12 protein-coding genes are annotated in these 20,152 nt (G+C 41.6%); 10 read left to right on the forward strand and 2 right to left on the reverse strand.

The features are described 5' to 3' along the window. Nucleotides 1-114 precede the first annotated feature (114 nt). The 8 genes from AC1DRQ_RS12120 (at nucleotide 115) to AC1DRQ_RS12155 (ending at nucleotide 15,784) form a co-directional block, all read left to right on the forward strand. Complete coding sequence (locus tag AC1DRQ_RS12120) at nucleotides 115-3,132, forward strand: SusC/RagA family TonB-linked outer membrane protein (protein WP_477424677.1); 3,018 nt, start codon at nucleotides 115-117, stop codon at nucleotides 3,130-3,132. Between the two features lie 49 nt (nucleotides 3,133-3,181). Continuing rightward, nucleotides 3,182-4,696, forward strand: coding sequence for a RagB/SusD family nutrient uptake outer membrane protein (locus AC1DRQ_RS12125; RefSeq protein WP_429398280.1), 1,515 nt, complete (start codon nucleotides 3,182-3,184; stop codon nucleotides 4,694-4,696). Nucleotides 4,697-4,803: 107 nt separating this feature from the next. Next, complete coding sequence (locus AC1DRQ_RS12130) at nucleotides 4,804-6,210, forward strand: aryl-sulfate sulfotransferase (protein WP_477424679.1); 1,407 nt, start codon at nucleotides 4,804-4,806, stop codon at nucleotides 6,208-6,210. Next, nucleotides 6,210-7,232 carry a c-type cytochrome gene (locus AC1DRQ_RS12135; RefSeq protein ID WP_477424681.1) on the forward strand — a complete coding sequence of 341 codons (1,023 nt, stop codon included), beginning with the start codon at nucleotides 6,210-6,212 and terminating at the stop codon, nucleotides 7,230-7,232. Before AC1DRQ_RS12130 ends, AC1DRQ_RS12135 begins: the two co-directional genes overlap by 1 nt. A 25-nt stretch (nucleotides 7,233-7,257) precedes the next feature. Further along, the gene (locus AC1DRQ_RS12140; protein ID WP_477424683.1) at nucleotides 7,258-10,239 is read left to right on the forward strand and encodes a glycoside hydrolase domain-containing protein; all 2,982 of its coding nucleotides are present in this window, start codon (nucleotides 7,258-7,260) and stop codon (nucleotides 10,237-10,239) included. A gap of 4 nt (nucleotides 10,240-10,243) precedes the next feature. Beyond that, the gene (locus AC1DRQ_RS12145; protein WP_477424685.1) at nucleotides 10,244-13,366 is read left to right on the forward strand and encodes a DUF5107 domain-containing protein; all 3,123 of its coding nucleotides are present in this window, start codon (nucleotides 10,244-10,246) and stop codon (nucleotides 13,364-13,366) included. Between the two features lie 25 nt (nucleotides 13,367-13,391). Continuing rightward, nucleotides 13,392-14,717 carry a DUF3472 domain-containing protein gene (locus tag AC1DRQ_RS12150; protein WP_477424687.1) on the forward strand — a complete coding sequence of 442 codons (1,326 nt, stop codon included), beginning with the start codon at nucleotides 13,392-13,394 and terminating at the stop codon, nucleotides 14,715-14,717. A 5-nt stretch (nucleotides 14,718-14,722) separates the two neighbouring features. Then, on the forward strand, nucleotides 14,723-15,784 hold the full coding sequence (locus AC1DRQ_RS12155) for an aldose epimerase family protein (protein WP_477424689.1): 1,062 nt from the start codon (nucleotides 14,723-14,725) through the stop codon (nucleotides 15,782-15,784). Between the two features lie 3 nt (nucleotides 15,785-15,787). Here the strand turns inward: AC1DRQ_RS12155 and AC1DRQ_RS12160 are convergent, their stop codons facing one another. Both AC1DRQ_RS12160 and AC1DRQ_RS12165 read right to left on the reverse strand, forming a co-directional pair. Next, nucleotides 15,788-16,861, reverse strand: coding sequence for a phosphotransferase enzyme family protein (locus AC1DRQ_RS12160; protein ID WP_477424690.1), 1,074 nt, complete (start codon nucleotides 16,859-16,861; stop codon nucleotides 15,788-15,790). Nucleotides 16,862-17,018: 157 nt separating this feature from the next. Continuing rightward, a complete protein-coding gene (locus tag AC1DRQ_RS12165; protein ID WP_477424692.1) occupies nucleotides 17,019-18,050 on the reverse strand; it encodes a LacI family DNA-binding transcriptional regulator in 1,032 nt (343 codons plus the stop codon). A gap of 287 nt (nucleotides 18,051-18,337) precedes the next feature. On the opposite strand from AC1DRQ_RS12165, the gene AC1DRQ_RS12170 reads away from it, so the two are divergent. Both AC1DRQ_RS12170 and AC1DRQ_RS12175 read left to right on the forward strand, forming a co-directional pair. Then, entirely contained in the window at nucleotides 18,338-19,840 is a 1,503-nt protein-coding gene (locus tag AC1DRQ_RS12170; protein ID WP_477424694.1) for a serine hydrolase, read from the forward strand. 92 nt (nucleotides 19,841-19,932) lie between these two features. Then, a partial coding sequence (locus tag AC1DRQ_RS12175; protein ID WP_477424695.1) for a YegP family protein occupies nucleotides 19,933-20,152 on the forward strand: 220 nt, incomplete at its 3' end.

The raw sequence follows: 20,152 nt of genomic DNA on the forward strand, positions 1-20,152 counted from the left end.
ATTAATTAATACTAACACCAACAATGTATGATTAAAGTTTACACACAATTTGGCTCAGGTTTCAGTGAAAGTACATTTTTAAAAGGGCGTAGGTTATGCAAGCTCTTTTCTAAAATGATCTGCTGTTACCTGCTTGTACTGTTACCGGTATGGGCAAGTGCCCAAACCGCAATAAATGGTACAGTAAAGGATAATAAAGGCGTTCCGGTAATTGGCGCAACTGTAACCGAAAAAGGGGTTAAAAACAATGCCGTAACTGATATAAACGGTAAGTTTAAATTAACACTTAAAGGTAAATCGGGAGTTTTAACGGTAACCTATGTAGGATACAAAACACAGGACGTAACCATCGGAACATCCAGCGAACTATCTATTGTTTTAGAGGAAGACCTGAATAAGCTTAACGAAGTTGTAGTAGTAGGTTACGGTACCCAGAAAAAGAGCGACCTTACCGGTTCTGTAAGTTCGGTAAAAAGTGATGACCTGATCCTGGGTGGTACTACATCAAGCCTTGGCCAGGCCATACAGGGTAAGGCTGCGGGTGTACAGGTACAGCAATCAAGCTTTGCACCGGGTGGAGCTATCTCTATTACGGTGAGGGGTGGTAACTCTATTAATACAAGTAACTCGCCGTTGTATGTTGTTGATGGTTTTATTACGGATAATGGAAACCTGATCAACCCTAATGATATTGACGATATTCAAATCTTAAAAGATGCATCGGCAACTGCCATATATGGTTCCCGTGGTGGTAATGGTGTAATCTTGATCACTACCAAAAAAGGTAAAACAGGTAAGGTATCTATTGATGCCGATGTATCAAACGGTACCCAGTATTTAACATACAAACCTAACCTACTTACAGGTGCTCAATATACCGCCATTCAGAACGCCACAGCGATTGAAGATGGCAACCCACCAATTTTTCCACCAAGTTTTCCGGTTACCAATACCAATTGGTTAAAAGCGGCTACGCAAAATGCAACCGTTCAAAACCGCAACCTGAGTATCAGCAGTGGCGATAAAAATTCAAAAATTTATGTTTCAGGTAATTATATAAAACAGGTTGGTGTACTAAAAAACACCAGTATGGAAAGATACAGTGCAAGAATAGGTGCCGAAAAAACGCTTAATGAGAATATTAAACTAAGCGCCAACTTTTACGGGGCAAGCACTAACCAAAACCAGCAATCCTATTCTGGTGATATTACAGCGCCTTTGTTCAGTATTTTAACAGCACAGCCTAATATCCCGGTTTATAATCCTGATGGTACTTATTATGTTTACCAGGGAAAAAACAACGCACTGGCCAACCTTTTGGAGCCAACCAATACAAGCGGTAACAAACTGGTAAACGGAAACATCGCTTTAGATTATCAGATCATTAAAGGACTTTCCTATCACCTGGGTGCCGGTAGCGAATATAACCAAACCACCGCTGGCCAGTACACCCCAAGAACATTAACTGCCGGTAAAGCAAATAATGGTATAGCCTCAGAGCAGATGTATACTTCATTCAGGTGGTTGGTCGAAAACTACTTTACCTATAAATATGAATTAAAGGATCACGCGTTTACTTTGTTGGTAGGTAACTCCAACCAAAAAGACGTAACAGAATCACTAAACGCGGGAGCTAAAGGTTTTCCTACCGACGCATTTTTGTTTTATAATTTAAGCGCTGGTTCTCTTACAAATGGTTACGGCAGTAATAAGGATCAATCTAAACTTACCGACTATTATGGAAGGTTAAATTATTCATATAAAGACAAACTTTTAGCAACTTTTACCTTAAGGGATGATGCTTCGTCAAAGTTTGGCTCCAACTTTAGCCATGGTCTTTTTCCATCAGGCGCTGTAGCTTATAAATTTACTGAAGATGAGTTTATTAAAAATTTAAATACCTTCTCCAGTTTAAAGCTTAGGGTAAGCTACGGTATTACCGGTAACGACCGCATCCCTAACAACCGTTACATCACTACATTTACCAACTATAGCACCGTGCTTAGCGACGGCGGTCCGTTGCAAGTGGGTATTGAACCATCAATATTACCAAATCCTAACCTGAAATGGGAAAGCACAGCGCAGTTTGACTTAGGTTTAGATATGGGTTTTGCTAACGACAGAATTAATGCCACTATTGATATTTACCGTAAAAAAACCAGCGACCTGCTGATCAATATTCCTATTGGACAGTATTGGGGCTTTAGTACCCAGTTAATAAATGCCGGTTCTATCCAAAATCAGGGTATTGAGCTTTCTATCAATACAAGCAATATCAGATCAAAGGATTTTTCATGGAACACCAGTTTCAATATTTCATATAACAAGCAAAAAACCTTGAAACTATCAAACAATGTTAAAGAGATAGTTACCAATACGGCTAACCCAAGCGGCGTGGTTTCGGGACAGCCATTTACCAAAGTGGTGCCTGGGGTTGAGCTGGGAGAGCTTTACGGTTATGTTTACGAAGGCGTATTAAAAACAGGAGAAACCTACGCTCCACAGCCAAATTCAAAACCCGGCGATCCTAAGTATAAGGATGTGAACGGCGATGGTAAAATTACACCTGACGGTGATCAAACCTATTTGGGTAACTCAAACCCACATTATACAGCCGGCTTTGGTAATGATTTCCATTACAAAGGTTTCGACCTGAACATTTTTATCCAGGGCGCGTTTGGTTATTCCTTATTTAACATGAATAGGCTCGTACTGGAGTCGACAACCGGTGCCGATGCGTTAAACAGATTTGTTGCCGGCAAAAATGAAAATACTGATGTACCCCGGGAAGGTTATTTTTTAACTACCTACGGTGGCTATGTTAACTCAAGATTTGTAGAGAACGCTTCTTTTGCACGCTTAAAATCGGTTTCATTGGGTTATAGCTTCCCATCGTCATTATTCCAGAATATGAAAATTCTTCAGGGAATAAGGATCTATGCCGAGGCCCAGAATTTATTTACGGTTACCAGCTATAAAGGTACAGATCCGGAGGTTAACGTTCATGCCGCTGCTGTTTCAGCAAGTACCCAAAATGTGGGTTCAATTAATAACCTGGCTGGCGGTTTAGATTTTGGTGGATTCCCGGCGTTCAGGACTATCACCTTTGGTATAAAAGCTTCTATCCATTAACAAAACAACAATTATCCTTTTTTAAGGATCAACATAAAATTTAAAAGAAATGAAAAAATATAGTATTCTTTTGATCACCATAGCGGTTTTTATTCAGTTCTCCTGTAATAAAAACCTCGACCCTAAGGTGTACAGCAGTTTAACGAGTGCCAACGCTTTTAAAACCGAATCTGATGCTATTGCCGCGGTAAATGCGGTTTATGCCCGCTTAAAAGGACCGGCTGTTGGCGATAACTTTGATTATTGGACCGTAAGGCACTTTGCCCTTACCGATCTTACGACCGATGTTGGGCATTGCAGCTATGGTGGCGACCCTGGTCAGCTTTCATTAGTGCAATGGAACTCAGCCAATGGCTTGCTGGCCGAGGATTGGAGGCAAATATACAAGCTGATAGCCAATGCAAACAACGCTATCTATAATATTACACCAATGACTTCGGTTTCTGCCGATCATAAAAATCAGTTTCTCGCCGAAATTAAATTTTTGCGCGCTGTGGCCTATATGGATCTTACCGATGCCTGGGGCCCTGTAGTACTCCTTACCGAAAAAGATCTTACCAATCCTAATTATACAGCTCAGCCACCGGTTACCCCGGTTGCCCAGATCGATGCGCTTTTAATAACCGATCTTACAGCTGCTGCAAGTACGCTTCCGGTTGATTATAAAAGTAATTCCATCTATTCAACCAATGATGTAGGCCGCGCAACCAAAGGAGCAGCCCTTACATTGCTTGCTAAACTTTATCTGCGCGAAAAACAATGGCAAAAAGCCGCTGATTTAACCAAGCAGGTGATGGATCTGAATGTTTACCAGCTTTATCCTTCTTATGCCGGTTTATTTGCCGAAGCCAATAAATGGTGTTCTGAAAATATCTTTTCGGTATTGAGCGATGCCAACGTAAACGGTACGGAGCTATTGAATCACTTTGGTCCGTTACAACACCCGGTTTTAACCGACAGGTGGCAGTACTATGCAGTAACCTGGGATTTTTATAACAGTTATGATAATGCGGATGACCGTAAAAAGATGTTCTTCACTTCATATACCGGTGTTGATAACCTAGTGCATCAGCAGGCGCCAACAATAGGCGCTACCCCGCCTCCGGGAGCTTTTTATATGCCCGATGTTGCTACTATGAAATATGCTGACCCGCTTGGCGCAAATACCTATTATGATGGTCATAGTGTTGATATTTTACGTTATGCCGATGTATTATTAAGCAGGGCCGAAGCGTTGAACGAACTGAATGGACCAAATGCCGAAAGTATAAACTTAATAAACCAGGTTAAAGGTCGGTCGCACGCCAAACAGCTTGTGTTGAGTGATTATTCCCAGGCCACATTGAGGGATGCCTTATTGCAGGAACGCGGATGGGAATTGTATTATGAAGGAAAAAGAAGAGCTGATTTAATAAGAATGGGTAAATATGATGTTATTGTAAATGCCTATTTGAAAAGAACAGGGCAAACACCAACAGTGGTTATGCCACGTGACCAATATTTCCCATACCCTTTAAATCAGGTTACTATTAACCCTAATTTAAGTAACTCCGGAAGGCAATAATACCTGTGTTTTAACTTCAAAAAAAGAATATACAGCCCTGCAAAGGGTTGTATATTCTTTTATATTTAACACAAATGGTACAAAACCAATATAGTATTGTAAATAGTATGATGAAGTATTTTTTGAGATGTATTGCAGTAGTAGTTGCCTCAGCAATATTAGCGGGCTGCTCCAATAGCAACGTGATCAAAGAGATAAAAGTAGGCCTGCATAATGATAATGAATTAAAAATTCAGATCGATGTGCTTACCGGCTCACCCGTGGACGCCTACGCTGAATATTGGGTGGATAAGGGGGCGGATACCACGAAACAAGTTTCGCCGGTATCAAAAAATACGGAATCGCATAGGTTTATCTTATGTAATATAACCCCAAAAACAAATTATGCTTACCATATTGTTACCGTAGCCAATGGGGTTAAAAGTGTAAGTAAAACCTATACTTTCAGATCGAATGAACTGCCTTTGTTTTTGCAGGATCAGTTTAAAGCAAAAAGTGCTTCCGATGGCCATATTCCCGCTGTGTTTAAGGATGGTTTAATGCTCATCAATAAACGGTATGCCCCCGGCGTTGCTTACCTGGTTGATTATAAAGGACAGATCAGGTGGTACCATATGATTGATAACCTGGGCTTTAAGGTGATCCATTTTACAAAAGACAATACCCTGCTTTCCATTTTGGGCCGCAATGATGAACCCACCAGTTACGGCAGCGAGATCCTGGAAATTAACTTGTTAGGCGATACCCTTTTGCATCTGAAAAAAGGGCAGGGTGATTTTAAACAAACCATACACCACGAAATATTAAAGAACAATAAAGATCAGATAGTAACCTTGTTTGTTGACCAAAAGATTATGGATCTGAGTTCTATCGGCGGCAGCAAAAAAGACACCGTGAATGGCGATGGTATCATGATAATGGATAAAACAGGTAAGCAGCAATGGAAATGGAGCGTGTTTGATGTGATGGATCCGCTTAAGGACCCTAAGTTGCTTAAAACCAAAAAAGACTGGATGCACGCCAACAGTTTGAATTATGATAAGGATGGCAATTATCTGATGTCCTTCTATAACAATGGCCAGATCTGGAAGATAGATGCCCACACCGGCAAAGTGATCTGGAAGTTTGGCAAAGGTGGTACAATGACCATGCCCGCCGAATGTAATTTTACCCAGGCCCACGCCGCGCATATCAATGCCGATGGCGATTTAATGTTCTTTGATAACGGGGTCGAAAAACACCAGTCGGGAGTGTTTGCCATGAAATTGGATGAACAGCAGCAAACTTCAAAGATCGATCTGCATATTCAGCTTCCTAAAGAAGTATTTAATGGCCGTATGGGCAGCGCTTATATGATCAATGATACCAGCGTGCTGGTGTGCTGTTCCAAAAGGCATATCATTGTTTTAACCAACCGCAAAGGCGTTTTATTATGGACAATGGAAACATCGGTACCTACTTACCGGGCAAATTTTATAAAAAGTGACCGGCTTAATCCCTATTTAAAACCCTGATGAAAAAACGGTATCAATACATGGTCTGGCTTTTAATGCTCGTGGTACTTGCGGATGTAGCGCAACTGTTTACCTCCTGCAATGAAGATCGTGCAGCGACTTTAAGTAATTCAAATACCGCATTGATTGGTGCTGATAGTTTGGTTACTATTGATACACTAAAAATACCTCACGATAAATTTGGCCAGGCTGTTAGGTATGGCCGCCAACTGATGTTGAATACCGCTTATTATATTGGTCCGGAGGGTATTAACGGGCATTACACCGGCAATAAAATGAATTGCACCAATTGCCACCGCGATGCAGGCACACATCCTTATGCCTTTAACCTCGTAACAGTTTTTCGCAATTATCCGCAATACCGTGCAAGGGAAGGCAGGATACTGTCATTGGCCGAAAGGATAAACAATTGCGTAATGCGCCCAAACCTGGGTAAACCGCTGCCGCTTGATGGTAAGGAAATGATCTCCATCATGTCATACTTAAAATGGCTTAGTGACTCATCGCATGTGGATAGCCATACCAAAGGCTTAAAAAATATGGAGATCGCTTTTCCTGATACCGCGGCTTCATCAGACAATGGCGAACGCCTTTATGCTGTAAATTGCACACGTTGCCACGGCGCAACCGGCGAAGGGCAAATGAGGTATGGTAATGTAACATATACATACCCGCCGCTATGGGGTGCAAAAGCGTACCGGCAAGGGTCAAGTATGCACCGGGTGGTTAAACTGGCGCAATGGCTGGTGGCCAATATGCCTTATGATAAGGTTACACACGGCAAGCCATACCTTACTGATGCCGAAGCGCTTGACCTGGCAGCTTTTATAAATGATGACAAGAAACATCCGCGCCCGAGCGAAAAAGTAAAAGAAATTCAATACCCGCACTATGAAGAAAAGGCTATTGATTATGATAAGGGCCCTTTTAATGATGCCTTTTCTGAAACACAGCACAAGTACGGCCCATATAAACCTATAGCCGCTTATTGGAAAAGTAAAGGGCTTAAACCAACTTATTAAATTTAGATACCACTGAATAATGATTATGAAAAAACAACTCCTTGCGTTTGCCTTTCTGTTACCCTGCTTTGCAGCTTTTGCTCAAAAAATACCTTACACCAATTGTAAAAACTGCTGGACCGAGGATTCATTAGGAAATCACCGGGTGGTTTTAACTTTTAACGGCACCGGTAAAGCAGCAAAAGTCATTATCCCATGGCGTAGAAGGGATACCGAGCCTGAAAACAAAAGGATCATTATTCAGGATGCCCAAACAAAACAAAAGATAACCAATGTAAAGTTGGGTACTATAAACCGGGAAACTGGCGAGTTGGTTTTTGAACCTACATCGGGTAAAGGAACTTATTTTGTGTACTACATGCCTTATAAAAATGAAGGCCGTTCCAACTACCCCAAAGGTACTTACCTAAAACCCGAGAACACAGCTTCGGTAGCATGGTTAAATGGATTAAGCTCCAATATCCCGCTGGCTTCGGTAAAGGAGTTTCAATCTATTGACGCGTTCAATAGCTTTTACCCGATGGAGGTGATCGCCACAAAAAATGAAACTGATGCATTGATCAGCAAACATAAAAGTGAGCAATTCCTGATCTTCCCTGAAGACAGGTTGAACTCTATCCGAATAACCAAAGACCTGCCGCAGCGCTGGATTGAGCACGGTCCGCAAAGCAGATACGCGGCGACAGCATTACGTGGCGAGAATTTTTCTTTTCAGTTAGGCATATATGCTTTGCAAAATATTGATGATGTAAAAATTAAGTTCAGCGATCTGAAGACTGCTTCGGGTAAAGCTATCCCGGCGTCGGCTATTTTTTGTATCAATACAGGTGGTACAGCTTATGATGGTTCGCCGCTGAGCAAAACCGTTACGGTAGCCAAGGGTGATATTCAGGCTTTATGGTGCGGTATTGATGTCCCAGCAAATGCTACCCCTGCAATTTATAACGGCAAAGCAACCATCAGCATAAACGGTAAACCTGCAAAAGAAATTCAGTTAGCCATTACAGTTGGCAAAACCCTCGCAAAAAATGGCGGGGTAGATGAGCCCTGGAAAATGACCCGACTGGGATGGCTTAACTCTACTATGGCGCAAAATAATACGGTGATAGCGCCATATACACCATTGGCCGTAAAAGATAACACAGTTGATCTGCTGGGCAGAAAAGTAGAGGTGAACAGTGATGGTTTCCCCAAACAGATCCAAACATTTTTTACTCCCGAAATGACCGAATATGCCAATACGCCTAACAATCTGTTAACCGAGGCCATTCATTTTCATTTTTTAAATGCCGGGGGTAAAAACATCAAGCTGAAAAGTGAAGGCCTGCAATTTATCAAACAGGAGCCGGGTACAGTACAGTGGAAAGCTACAAGCGGTAATGACAGCCTGAAAATGGAGGTAAGTGCCTCCATAGAATTTGACGGGTTTATGGCCTACACAGTAAAAGTTGAAGCCCTTAATGATATTGATCTGAAAGATATTACCATGCACATCCCCTTTAAAAGGGATGTTGCCAAATATATGATGGGCTTAGGCCAAAAAGGCGGTTACCGCCCCGAGAACTTTGAATGGAAATGGGATGTGGCACATAAAAATCAGGACGGTGCCTGGATAGGTAATGTAAATGCCGGCTTGCAATATTCCCTACGCGATGATAAATATATGCGCCCGTTAAACACCAATTTCTACCTGCAAAAACCATTGATATTACCATCATCATGGGGCAATGGCGACAAAGGCGGGATCAAAGTAAAGGATGATGGCAAAGCGGTACTTGCCAACAATTACAGCGGCGAAAGAAAACTGCATAAAGGTGATGTTTTGTATTACAATTTCAATTTACTCATCACCCCGTTCCATACCATAAATACCGATTTTCAGTGGGCAACCAGGTTTTATCATGCTTATAAGCCTATTGATACTATTAAACAAGCAGGGGCTACGGTGATCAATATACATCATGCCACAGCTATCAACCCTAATATCAATTACCCTTTTATTGCCTGGAAGTCGATGAAAGCCTATGATGATTCGGCTCATGCTGCCGGGTTAAAGGTAAAGATCTATAACACCATACGTGAGTTGTCAAATCACGCCTATGAAACATTTGCTTTGAGAAGCTTGGGCCATGAGATCTATTCGTCGGGCAAAGGCGGGGGCTTTAGCTGGCTGCAGGAGCACGTGGGCGATGACTATATAGCTGCCTGGTTTGTTCCTGAAATTAAGGATGCGGCCATCATCAACAGCGGTATGAACCGCTGGCACAATTACTACGTGGAAGGCATGAACTGGCTCACCGAAAACGTAGGCATCGATGGCATTTACCTGGACGATGTGGCCTTTGACCGTGTTACCATGAAACGTGTAAAACGGGTACTGACTAAAGATGGTCACCCGGGTATCATCGACTTGCACTCGGCCAATCAGTACAATAAAAGTGATGGTTTTAATAACAGCGCTAACCTGTACATGGAGCATTTTCCGTATCTCAACCGCCTTTGGTTTGGTGAATATTTTGATTACGAAAAAAATAACCCCGATTTTTTCCTGACCGAGGTAAGCGGTATTCCATTCGGCTTAATGGGTGAGATGTTGCAAGGCGGAGGTAACAAATGGCGCGGTATGGTTTACGGTATGACCAATCGTATGCCCTGGAGCGATGGCGCAGATCCACGTCCGATTTGGAAAGCCTGGGATGATTTTGGAATGAAAGGCACCAAAATGATTGGCTACTGGGTTGATGATAACCCTGTAAAAACCGACCATGAAAAAGTACTGGCCACGGTTTACAAAAAAGATGGCGCGGCTATGGTTTCCATTGCCAGTTGGGAAGACAGTGATACCGAGGTTCAATTAAAGATAGACTGGCAAAAATTAGGGATTGACCCAGCAAAGGCAACTATTACCGCGCCTGGGATCAGGAGCTTTCAGCCTGCAAAAACGTTCGGACTAAATGATAAAATACCTGTTGAAAAAGCCAAAGGCTGGTTGCTGATCATTAAATAAGCTAATGATGAAAAAAATAGGATTGGTTACTTTAGGTATTTGCTTATCAGTATGGCAGGTTAAGGCGCAGGATAAAGCGGGTTTTAAGGAGTATAAAAAAACAATTACTACCTACCCATTCTCTGATCCTAACCCTATCCCAGCGTTTACCAATATATACCCGTATTTCAGGTATGATGGTTTTACAGATAAGCCTGTGCAAAAGGAATGGAAGGTGGTTGAGCTGCAAAACGCTTATATCAAACTAACCATACTGCCGCAAATAGGGGGCAAGATCTGGTCGGCTGTGGAACGGTTAACCGGCAAGCCTTTTATTTATGAAAACCATGTGGTAAAGTTCAGGGACATTGCCATGCGTGGCCCGTGGACAAGCGGCGGTATTGAGCCTAATTACGGCATCATAGGCCATACTCCAAATTCAGTTACACCAGTTGATTATATAGTACGCAATAACGATGATGGCAGCGTAAGCTGCATCATCAGCGTGCTTGACCTGCTTACCCGCACTACCTGGACAATGGAGATCAATATGCCCAGGGATAAGGCTTATTTCACCACCAAATCTACCTGGTACAACTCCAATACTTTAAATGAGCCCTATTATCACTGGATGAATACCGGGATAAAGACCAAAGGCAATTTGCAGTACATTTTTCCCGGTACCAATTACCTGGGCCACCAGGGTGAGCATGGCGACTGGCCCATTAACAAACAGAACGGTAAGGATGTGTCCTTTTATAATAACAATGATTTTGGTGGATATAAATCGTACCACGTTTTTGGCAAATACACCGATTTTTTTGGAGCATACTGGCATGACGATGATATGGGGATGGCCAGATATTCGGGCCATGATGATAAGGCCGGTAAAAAGATCTGGATCTGGGGCCTGTCAGATCAGGGCATGATCTGGGAAAAACTGCTGACCGATACCGACGGCCAATACTCCGAGATCCAATCGGGCAGGCTATTTAACCAAACATCGCCCGAAAGTACTTTTACCCCCTTTAAGCACAAAGGTTTTGAACCCGGTGCTGCCGATATATGGACAGAATACTGGTTCCCGGTATTAAAGACAAGAGGATTTGTAAAAGCCAACAACTATGGCGCGTTAAACGTACGGGCCGAAAATGGCTGGTTAAAAATCGCGTTCAGTCCGGTGCAAAAGATTGATGATAGTCTTACGGTTAAACAGGGTACAGCTATTATCTACAACAAAAAAGTAGAACTGTCCCCGCTTAAAACTTTTGTTGATTCCATTAAAATGGATAAAAACGCGGGCGATCTAACAGTTACGCTTGGCGGCGATAAAATGGTATATCAATCAAACCCGGATGCGGATAATTTGAGCCGGCCAATTACATCGCCTAAAGATTTTGACTGGAATACGGCCTATGGTTTATACATACAAGGCAAGGAGCTGATGGATGAAAAAGCATATCCACAGGCAGAAGAAAAGCTGCAGGCAGCTTTAAAAAAGGATCATAACTTTTTACCCGTGTTAACAAAAATGGCCGAGCTGTTATACCGAAACCTGCGGTACACCGAAGGGTTGGAACTTGCAAAACGTGCTTTAAGTTTAGATGCTTACGATGGCGCGGCCAATTATTATTACGGCATCATCAATGCACAGCTTGGTCATATAGCCGATGCCAAAGACGGACTTGATATTGCTGCTTTATCTGTTGAATACAGGAGCGCGGCGTATAACGCATTAAGCAGTTTATACCTTAAACAGAAAAACTACGATAAGGCGCTGGAATATGCAGCCAAAGGCATCGGCTTTAACCGTTATGATATTTCGGCATTGCAGGTGCAGGCCATAGCCTACCGTAATCAAAATAACCCTAAAGCCGCGGAGCAGGCGTTAAACCAGATCCTTGCTTTTGATCCGCTGAATGATTTTGCCCGGTTTGAAAAATATCTGTCAGATCCATCGGCAGAAAACAAAACCGGCTTCACCTCATTGATCACCAATGAACAGCCTATTGAAAGCTACCTGGAACTAGCCAACGCTTATTACAAAAACGGGTGTTTGGAGGAATGTCAAAAGGTATTGCAGCTTTCGCCAGGCAATGCGCTGGTAAACTATTGGCAGGCCTTTTTACAACATAAGGCAGGGCAACCGTTCTCACAATTATTAGATCAGGCCAATAGCGCTACACCAAAGTTCGTATTCCCCTTTAGGGCAGATGATGAGGCGGTACTTGCCTGGGCCATGCAGCAAAGCAACAGTTGGAAACCCAAATACTACCTGGGACTGTTGTATAAGGACAGAAATCGTATTACGGAGAGTAAGGGCCTGTTTGCCAAATGCGGCAACGAGCCTGATTTCGCTCCGTTTTATGCAGCCCGCGCGGCCATGTTAATGGGGGCATCTGATCTGGCCGACCTGCAACGGGCCATCAAGCTGGATGCCGGGGAATGGCGCTATTATAAACTGCTGGGCGAATATGATGTAAGCCATGATCAGTACCAAAACGCTTTAAATACTGTTGAACCTTTTTATCGCAGCCACCCTGAAAATTATATTATCGGGATGTTGTATGCTAAAACATTGCTGCTCAATAAGCGCTATGACGAGTGCGCCAAATTGCTATCCCGCATCAATATACTTCCCTTTGAAGGTGCTACCATAAGCCGCGACCTGTACCATGAGGCTAAACTGATGCTGGCTATTGAAAAACTTAAAGCGGCCAATTATACCGCTGCTTTAGCTTTTATTAATGATGCCAAACAGTGGCCCCTGAATTTAGGTGTTGGCAAACCTTATCAGGAAAATATTGACGAAAGGGCAGAGGACTGGATGAGTTACCTATGTTATGCAAAACAAGGAAAGATCAAAGAAGCCAGGGATTATTTAAAAAAGATAGTAACGTTTAACCCTAAACTGGATAATACCGTAAAGAATTTTTTACCGGCCAACCACCTGGTAACGACATGGGCCATGGAAAAGTTGGATGGAAAAGCATCAGCAGCAAATTGGCTTAATGGACAGCTTAAGCAATACCCCAACGATGGAATTTTGAAATGGTGTAAACTGGTATTTGAAAATAAACCATCTGCAAAAAGCGATATCAATGATAGCGGCGCACGGATATTAGAACAGCTTAGGCGTATTAAATAGATCAAACTGAAACCACTTTATTTCTATGAATAAACATCGCATAAACAGTATAGCTAAAGTCTTTTTGTTAATTGCAACTTTTACATTGTTGCAATTAAATAGCCGGGCAGCCTTGCTACCGCAAGATTCTTTAATAGCCGTTCCGCTGGGTGGTAATAGTTGGGTTAGTAGGGGCTCACATGCTCAGATTGATAGTACTGGTTTGAGTAACTGGAGCGCTAATACAGATGTGGTGAGTATATACATACGGCTGGAATCTGCTGGTAGTTTAAACATCGCCTTAAAATTATTGGTACCTGATGGTTCAAGTAAAATAAGCCTTACTGTTGGCCAAACAACTTTAACAAAAACGGTATCAGGAAGTCAGCAGGCTATTATCAATTTTGGGAAGGTATCTGTTAAAACGCCAGGCTATATACAGGTAAAATTGCAGGGATTAAAACGAAGTGGTAAAGTATATGCCCAGGTAAGCGATCTGCTATTAAGTGGCCCCGCAATTTCAAATGGCACCACATACGTGCAAGACAATCATGGCAATTACTTTTACTGGGGACGAAGGGGGCCATCAGTGCATTTAAATTACAGTTTACCCGATGAGGCCAAAAATACGGTAGAATGGTTTTATAACGAAGTTACCGTACCTGTAGGTAATGATGTTTTAGGCTCCTATTTTATGGCCGATGGCTTTACCGGGGGCTATTTCGGGATGCAGGTAAATTCGCCAACAGAGCGGCATATCCTATTCTCTATCTGGAGCCCGTTTAATACCGATGATCCTAACAGCATTCCGGACAGCTTAAAAATAAAATTATTAAAAAAAGGATCGAGAGTACACGCGGGCGAATTTGGCAGTGAAGGTTCGGGTGGGCAAAGCTATATGAACTATCCCTGGGTGGCCGGTAAAACCTATGCTTTTTTAGTACACGCGCAGGCTGATGTCGCATCAAAAACCACTGTTTTTACTGCCTGTTTTAAACCGGCAGACCAAAGTACGTGGCAATTGATAGCCAGTTTTAAGCGCCCTTCGTCTGGCTTTTATTTAAAAGGGCTTTATTCTTTTTTAGAGAATTTTGATCCTGACATGGGCACCGTGCAGCGCAAAGTGTTTTTTGGTAACGGCTGGATAAAAGATACATCAGGTAAATGGTACCCGCTAACCAAAGCCCTTTTTACCGGCGATGCTACCGCTAATATCAATTACCGGAAAGACTACGATGGCGGCGTTAAAGGCGATCTTTTTTATCTGCGTAACTGCGGGCTGTTTAATGATTTTGMCTCGCTTAAAACCAATCTTATCCGTCAGCAATCAGGCAAAACCAATCCTGATATTGATTTTAGTAAATTGCCCTGATCAATATGAAAGCATTAGATATTAAAGAGTGGGGGACAGTTGCCAATCAAAAGGTTTACCTGTACACGCTCACCAATAAAAACGGGATGCGGGTATCGCTCTCAAATATTGGCGCGGCTATCCAGTCGGTTTTTGTTAAAGATAAGAACGGCGTTTTTGACGATGTTGTGTTAGGCTATGATACCGTTGCGGGTTATCAGCACGATCCTTTTTATATGGGCACCATAGTTGGCCGTTACGCCAACCGTATTGCGGGGGCAGTGGTTGAAATTGAAGGTAAAACCTGGCAGTTGACCGCGAAAGAAGGGGGCTTTCATCATCATGGAGGAAAAGAAGGATTCAATAAAAAGATATGGACACCAGTTCTTTTTGATAAAAGTGAGGGGCTGGGTTTAACGTTTAGTTTGTTTAGTCCCGATGGTGATGAAGGGTTTCCAGGTAATTTGCAGGTAACTGTTAAATATACCCTGAATGACGATGATCAGTTGACGGTAGAGTACAGTTGTGAAACGGATAAAAGCACCGTGATCAACTTAACACAACATGCGTACTTTAACCTGGCCGGCCATAATAAAGGTTCAATAACTGATCATCAACTCCGGATTGATGCAAAGCAATACCTGCCTGTAAATGGTATGATAGTACCCAAAGGAAACCTTGCAGATGTTGCCGGAACGCCCTTTGATTTTAGTACGCCCAAACCAATAGGCCGGGATATTGATGCTGATCACGAACAGATAAATTTAGGATCGGGATATGACCATTCCTGGGTGCTTAAAAAAGAGCGTTCGCAGGAGGTGGTGCTTGCCGCGCAGGCAATCGAGGATAAAAGTGGGCGTAAACTAACCGTGTATACTACAGAACCAGCCCTTCATATTTATACAGGTAATTTTTTGGATGGTTCTGTAAAAGGAAAGGATGGATACGCTTACCAGCACCGGGAAGGTTTTTGCCTGGAAACCCAAAACTATCCCGATTCGCCCAATAAACCGCATTTTCCAAGTGCGGTGCTCAAGGCCGGCGAGATATTCAGCAGTAAAACCATATTTGAATTTGGTCTTAAATAGTTGTTATCTCGGCTGATTTTGTGTGTTGGATACTATTTGCTGAAATGTGTCTTCGGCCTCAATGTACTTTTTAAGCAAAGTAAACTGGTTTTGAGCCCTCACCAGGTTATGTCCGGGATAATTGGTGCCATAGTAAACATCATTATTTAAATAGTCTGTAAGAAAGCGTATGGCCTGCATGTAGATCATTAATTTGCCCGAATACACAAACAGCTCCCTTTCTGCTTCTGTCAGGTTAGTGCTCATTTCTGACAGGTATCCTTCTACTATGGCGCTGAAAAAATCTTCGCGGATCTCAATTTTCGAGGTATCTTGTTCTTCTTCATTGGCCGGCGACAGGTAAGTACGCATCATATCGCCAACATCGCTGATGTAATAGCCGGGCATTACGGTATCAAGGTCAATTACACACAGACCTTTATGTTCCTCATCAAATAAAATATTACTGATCTTGGTATCATGATGAACCACCCGCAGGGGAATCAGCTGATCGTTCATAATGGATTGGTGCATTTCGGCAATGTCCTGGTGTGCAAACGCATTTTCAATAGCTGTATTTGCCTTGTTCAACCTTTCGGCACTTGCCTTTTTAACCACCCGTTTAAATTCTTCAAAGCGGGCAGACAGGTCATGGAAACCGGCAAGAGTATAGTTTAATTTGGTTACGCTAAAACCGGCCAGTAAATTGGTGAATTTGGCAAACTGGCGCGCTGCTTCAAAAGCTTCACTACGGGTTTGTACGGTATTTAACGTAATCGATTGCTTTACATAAGGTAATAAACGGTAATATTCGCCGTCGCTGTGTTTAACCATGTAATCGCCATTTACAGCGGCCAGGGGTAACACGAACAAATAATCGGGGTAATGCTTTGATAAATAAGCACCAATTTTATCAATGTTTTCGGCAATATGCGTAGGCGTTTTAAAAACGTTTTTATTGATCTGCTGAAGTATAAACTCGTTATTATTTTCCAGACCGGTTATTTTCCAGGTCCGGTTTATTAATCCTTCTCCAAATTTTTCAATGTGGTATTCCTGGGCAATAAGGTTAAAGGATTTTAGAATATCATTAAACATTTACTAAGTTTTTTATAAGTTTTGTGTATGCTTAAACCAAACCTAATTAATATAATGGTAAACTTTTCACGCAAACGTTTGCCTGTTTTTTTAATTTAGAATCCTTTAAGAAAAATTTAATATTATACGCCGGATTTGACAGCATTATAGTTTAGGTTTAGCTTCTTTTTTTATTTTCTACCAATTGCGACTCCACCATAACATTATAATAGGCCTGAACCTCATCTGATGATTGTGGTTTACGGGATAACAGATCCAATAATATATCGGCTGCTTTTTGACCCTGCAAATAGGGAAACTGCTCAACAGACGCTACGGGAGCATAATCCATATAATTAATAATAGGTAAATTGGCATAACTTACAAACTGCAGGTCCTTATCCAGATCAATTTTGAGGCTACGGGCGTGTTTTATGGCGTATAAGGAAACATAATCATTAAAGGTGACAATGGCCGTGGGTTTGCGTTTATATGCAAGCAGGCTGTCAAGGGCTGCCTGTGTGCCCTGTTCTGTTAAGTTGCAGCTTACTATGAGCGATGGGTCAAACTTGAGCCGGTTTTTTATCATCGCTTTTATATAACCTTCCTTACGCTCGCTGCTTGCAGCCAAAGTATTAGGGCCATTGATCATGCCGATACTTCGATGGCCTTTTTGCAATAAATAGTTTACGGCCTCAATACTTCCGGTTTCCATATTACAGGCCACATAATGTATGTTTTTAAGCGGAGGGATACGGTCAAAAAACACAACCGGGATATTGTACCGTTTCAGCATATCAAAATGTGCAAAGCCCGATGTTGTTTTTGCAACAGAGATCAGGAGGCCATCAACACGCGAGTTTTTCATTTTTTCAACCAGTTGTATCTCCTTTTCCTCATCATCATGTGACTGGGCTATCAAAACCGTATAGTTTCTTTTGTAAGCGGTGTCTTCTATGGCACTTATTGCTGCGGAGAAAAATGCCTCTGACAGTTCAGGAAGAATAACACCTATGGTATATGTTTTACCTTTTTGAAAAGATATGGCGGTTTGATTTGGTTCATAACTCAGTTTTTCTGCCAGTGCCTGCACTTTTAACTGTGTGGTAAGACCAATAGTAGGGTGCTTATGCAAAGCCCTTGAAACTGTTGATACAGAAACATTGAGAATTTTAGCTATTTCTTTAATAGTAGCGGGTTTTCCTGTCATTACCTAAAATTAATAAAATGCTTTCAATGTGGCAATTTATGTACAGCTATTATGAGGGGAGAACAGATGGTTAATTTAACGCAAACGTTTGTTTTCTTTGAAAGACATAGGTTCATAGTATTAAGTGAGCCAGCGTTTACTTAAATGCAGCCAGTGACAAAACCGGACAACTGCTGTTCGGTTTTGTTACAATTAAAGGTTATTGTTTGGATTTAATTTATTGATTATTAGATTGTTATAAACTTGGAATAAAATTTATCAGGTTCTGCTTGCAACCATAAACAAACATGAAAAAAATCACATTAGTATTTGCCCTGTTTATTCAAATAGGAGGCATGGCCATTGCCCAAACTAACCGGCAAAATACTCAAAAGTTAGATTCCATTGTTAACCATGCGGCCAGGGATTTTATAAAGGAAAGTTCCTGGGCGGGGTTTTCTATTGGAATTGTTGAAAATGGTAAAACACATCTGTATAATTACGGCACTACCGAAAAAGGTAAAGATCAGGCCCCGTCTGATCAAACCATATACGAAATAGGCTCAATAACCAAAACATTTACCAGTGTTTTATTGGCCAAAGCCGTATTGGAAAAAAAGGTAAAATTAGACGATGATATCCGTAAATACCTTAAAGGCAATTATCCCAATTTAGCCTATGAGGGTAAACCCATACAATTAATCCATTTAGCAAATCTTACTTCCAGACTTCCTGATAACCTGCCTGATCATCCTGATGCGTTAAAAAACATGAATGCTGATTCCGTTCCTTACGCCATTTTAAAGATACATGAGGGCTATACAAAAGCAAATTTTCTGGAAGATCTGCACAAGGTTAAACTGGATACTGTTCCCGGACTTGATCCGCGGCATTCTAATGCTGCCGGTCAGCTGATGGGTTATATTTTAGAAAACATTTATCAGAAATCTTATGAGGAATTGGTAAAAGAGTACATCACCAAACCACTAAAAATGGATCATACCTTTGTTGATGTCCCGGCTGATAAAGTTCAGCTCCTGGTTAAGGGTTACAACGAAAAAGGAATGGTTATGCCTTATATTGTTAAAGATGCACAAGCCGCGGGCGGTTTAAAATCAAGCATTGCTGATATGGCCAGGTATATGAAATTTCACCTGGATGAGAAAGACCCCGCTGTTAAAGTAACCCACCAAATTGYATGGGGCGATGTTAATGTTTTTTCGATTGGCTTAAACTGGTTTATTAATAAAACAGGTGATGGAAAGTTGAATATCCGTGATGATGGAACCACTTTTGGCTTTACCACCTATTTTCTGCTCTATCCTGAATTAAAATTTGGAGTTGTATTGATGACTAATGTATGTTCTCCAACTTCCAATAACAAGCTTGGCGATATAGCTAAGAAAATATTTGAAGAGAGTAATTACACTACGGCCCAGCGGGCTTCTGATGGATTTGGTTTTTCTCCTTCCGTCAACCAGCTCCTTACCGAATTAACAAAAAAAGGCTATGATCATGCCATTGAAGTGGCAGATGAATTAAAGAAAAACGACCCCAAATTTGATTTGAAGGAAAACGAAGTGAATAACTGGGCTTATGGGCTTCTTGGAAAAGGAAAAAAAGAACAAGCGTTGCAGATTTTTAAATTGAATGTAAGCCTGTATCCCGAAGGTTATAATACCTATGATAGTTTGGCGGAGATCTATGAGAATATGGGAAATAAAGAATTAGCCATTAAGAACTTTAAGCGCTCACTTGAACTAAACCCTAAAAACAACAATGCGGTGGAGCACCTGAAAAAATTAGAATAGCGCTTACGTAAAGGTTTTATGCTGATTATTTAACGAAAAGTTAATGCCCGCAAAACAGAATTTACCTATTTTTAATAAAAACCTTAAAAAACATGAGCAAGTTTGAAATTAAAACCAGGACCAATGGTGAATACCAGTTCAACCTAAAAGCAAACAATGGTGAAATTATTTTATCCAGCGAAGGATATAATTCTAAAGCCGGTTGTGAAAATGGCATAGAATCAGTTAAAAAGAATGCTGCTGACGACGATAAATATGAAAAGCTGGAATCTAAAAACAGCAAACACTATTTTAATCTTAAAGCTACTAACG

This window comes from Mucilaginibacter sp. P4_E8, assembly GCF_056401495.1.

Excerpts from the sequence above, each read along its gene's own strand:
- AC1DRQ_RS12120 (WP_477424677.1), top strand. The coding sequence starts at position 115 with ATGATCTGCTGTTACCTGCTTGTACTGTTACCGGTATGGGCAAGTGCC.
- AC1DRQ_RS12125 (WP_429398280.1), top strand. The coding sequence starts at position 3,182 with ATGAAAAAATATAGTATTCTTTTGATCACCATAGCGGTTTTTATTCAG.
- AC1DRQ_RS12130 (WP_477424679.1), top strand. The coding sequence starts at position 4,804 with ATGATGAAGTATTTTTTGAGATGTATTGCAGTAGTAGTTGCCTCAGCA.
- AC1DRQ_RS12135 (WP_477424681.1), top strand. The coding sequence starts at position 6,210 with ATGAAAAAACGGTATCAATACATGGTCTGGCTTTTAATGCTCGTGGTA.
- AC1DRQ_RS12140 (WP_477424683.1), top strand. The coding sequence starts at position 7,258 with ATGAAAAAACAACTCCTTGCGTTTGCCTTTCTGTTACCCTGCTTTGCA.
- AC1DRQ_RS12145 (WP_477424685.1), top strand. The coding sequence starts at position 10,244 with ATGATGAAAAAAATAGGATTGGTTACTTTAGGTATTTGCTTATCAGTA.
- AC1DRQ_RS12155 (WP_477424689.1), top strand. The coding sequence starts at position 14,723 with ATGAAAGCATTAGATATTAAAGAGTGGGGGACAGTTGCCAATCAAAAG.
- AC1DRQ_RS12160 (WP_477424690.1), bottom strand. The coding sequence starts at position 16,861 with ATGTTTAATGATATTCTAAAATCCTTTAACCTTATTGCCCAGGAATAC.
- AC1DRQ_RS12165 (WP_477424692.1), bottom strand. The coding sequence starts at position 18,050 with ATGACAGGAAAACCCGCTACTATTAAAGAAATAGCTAAAATTCTCAAT.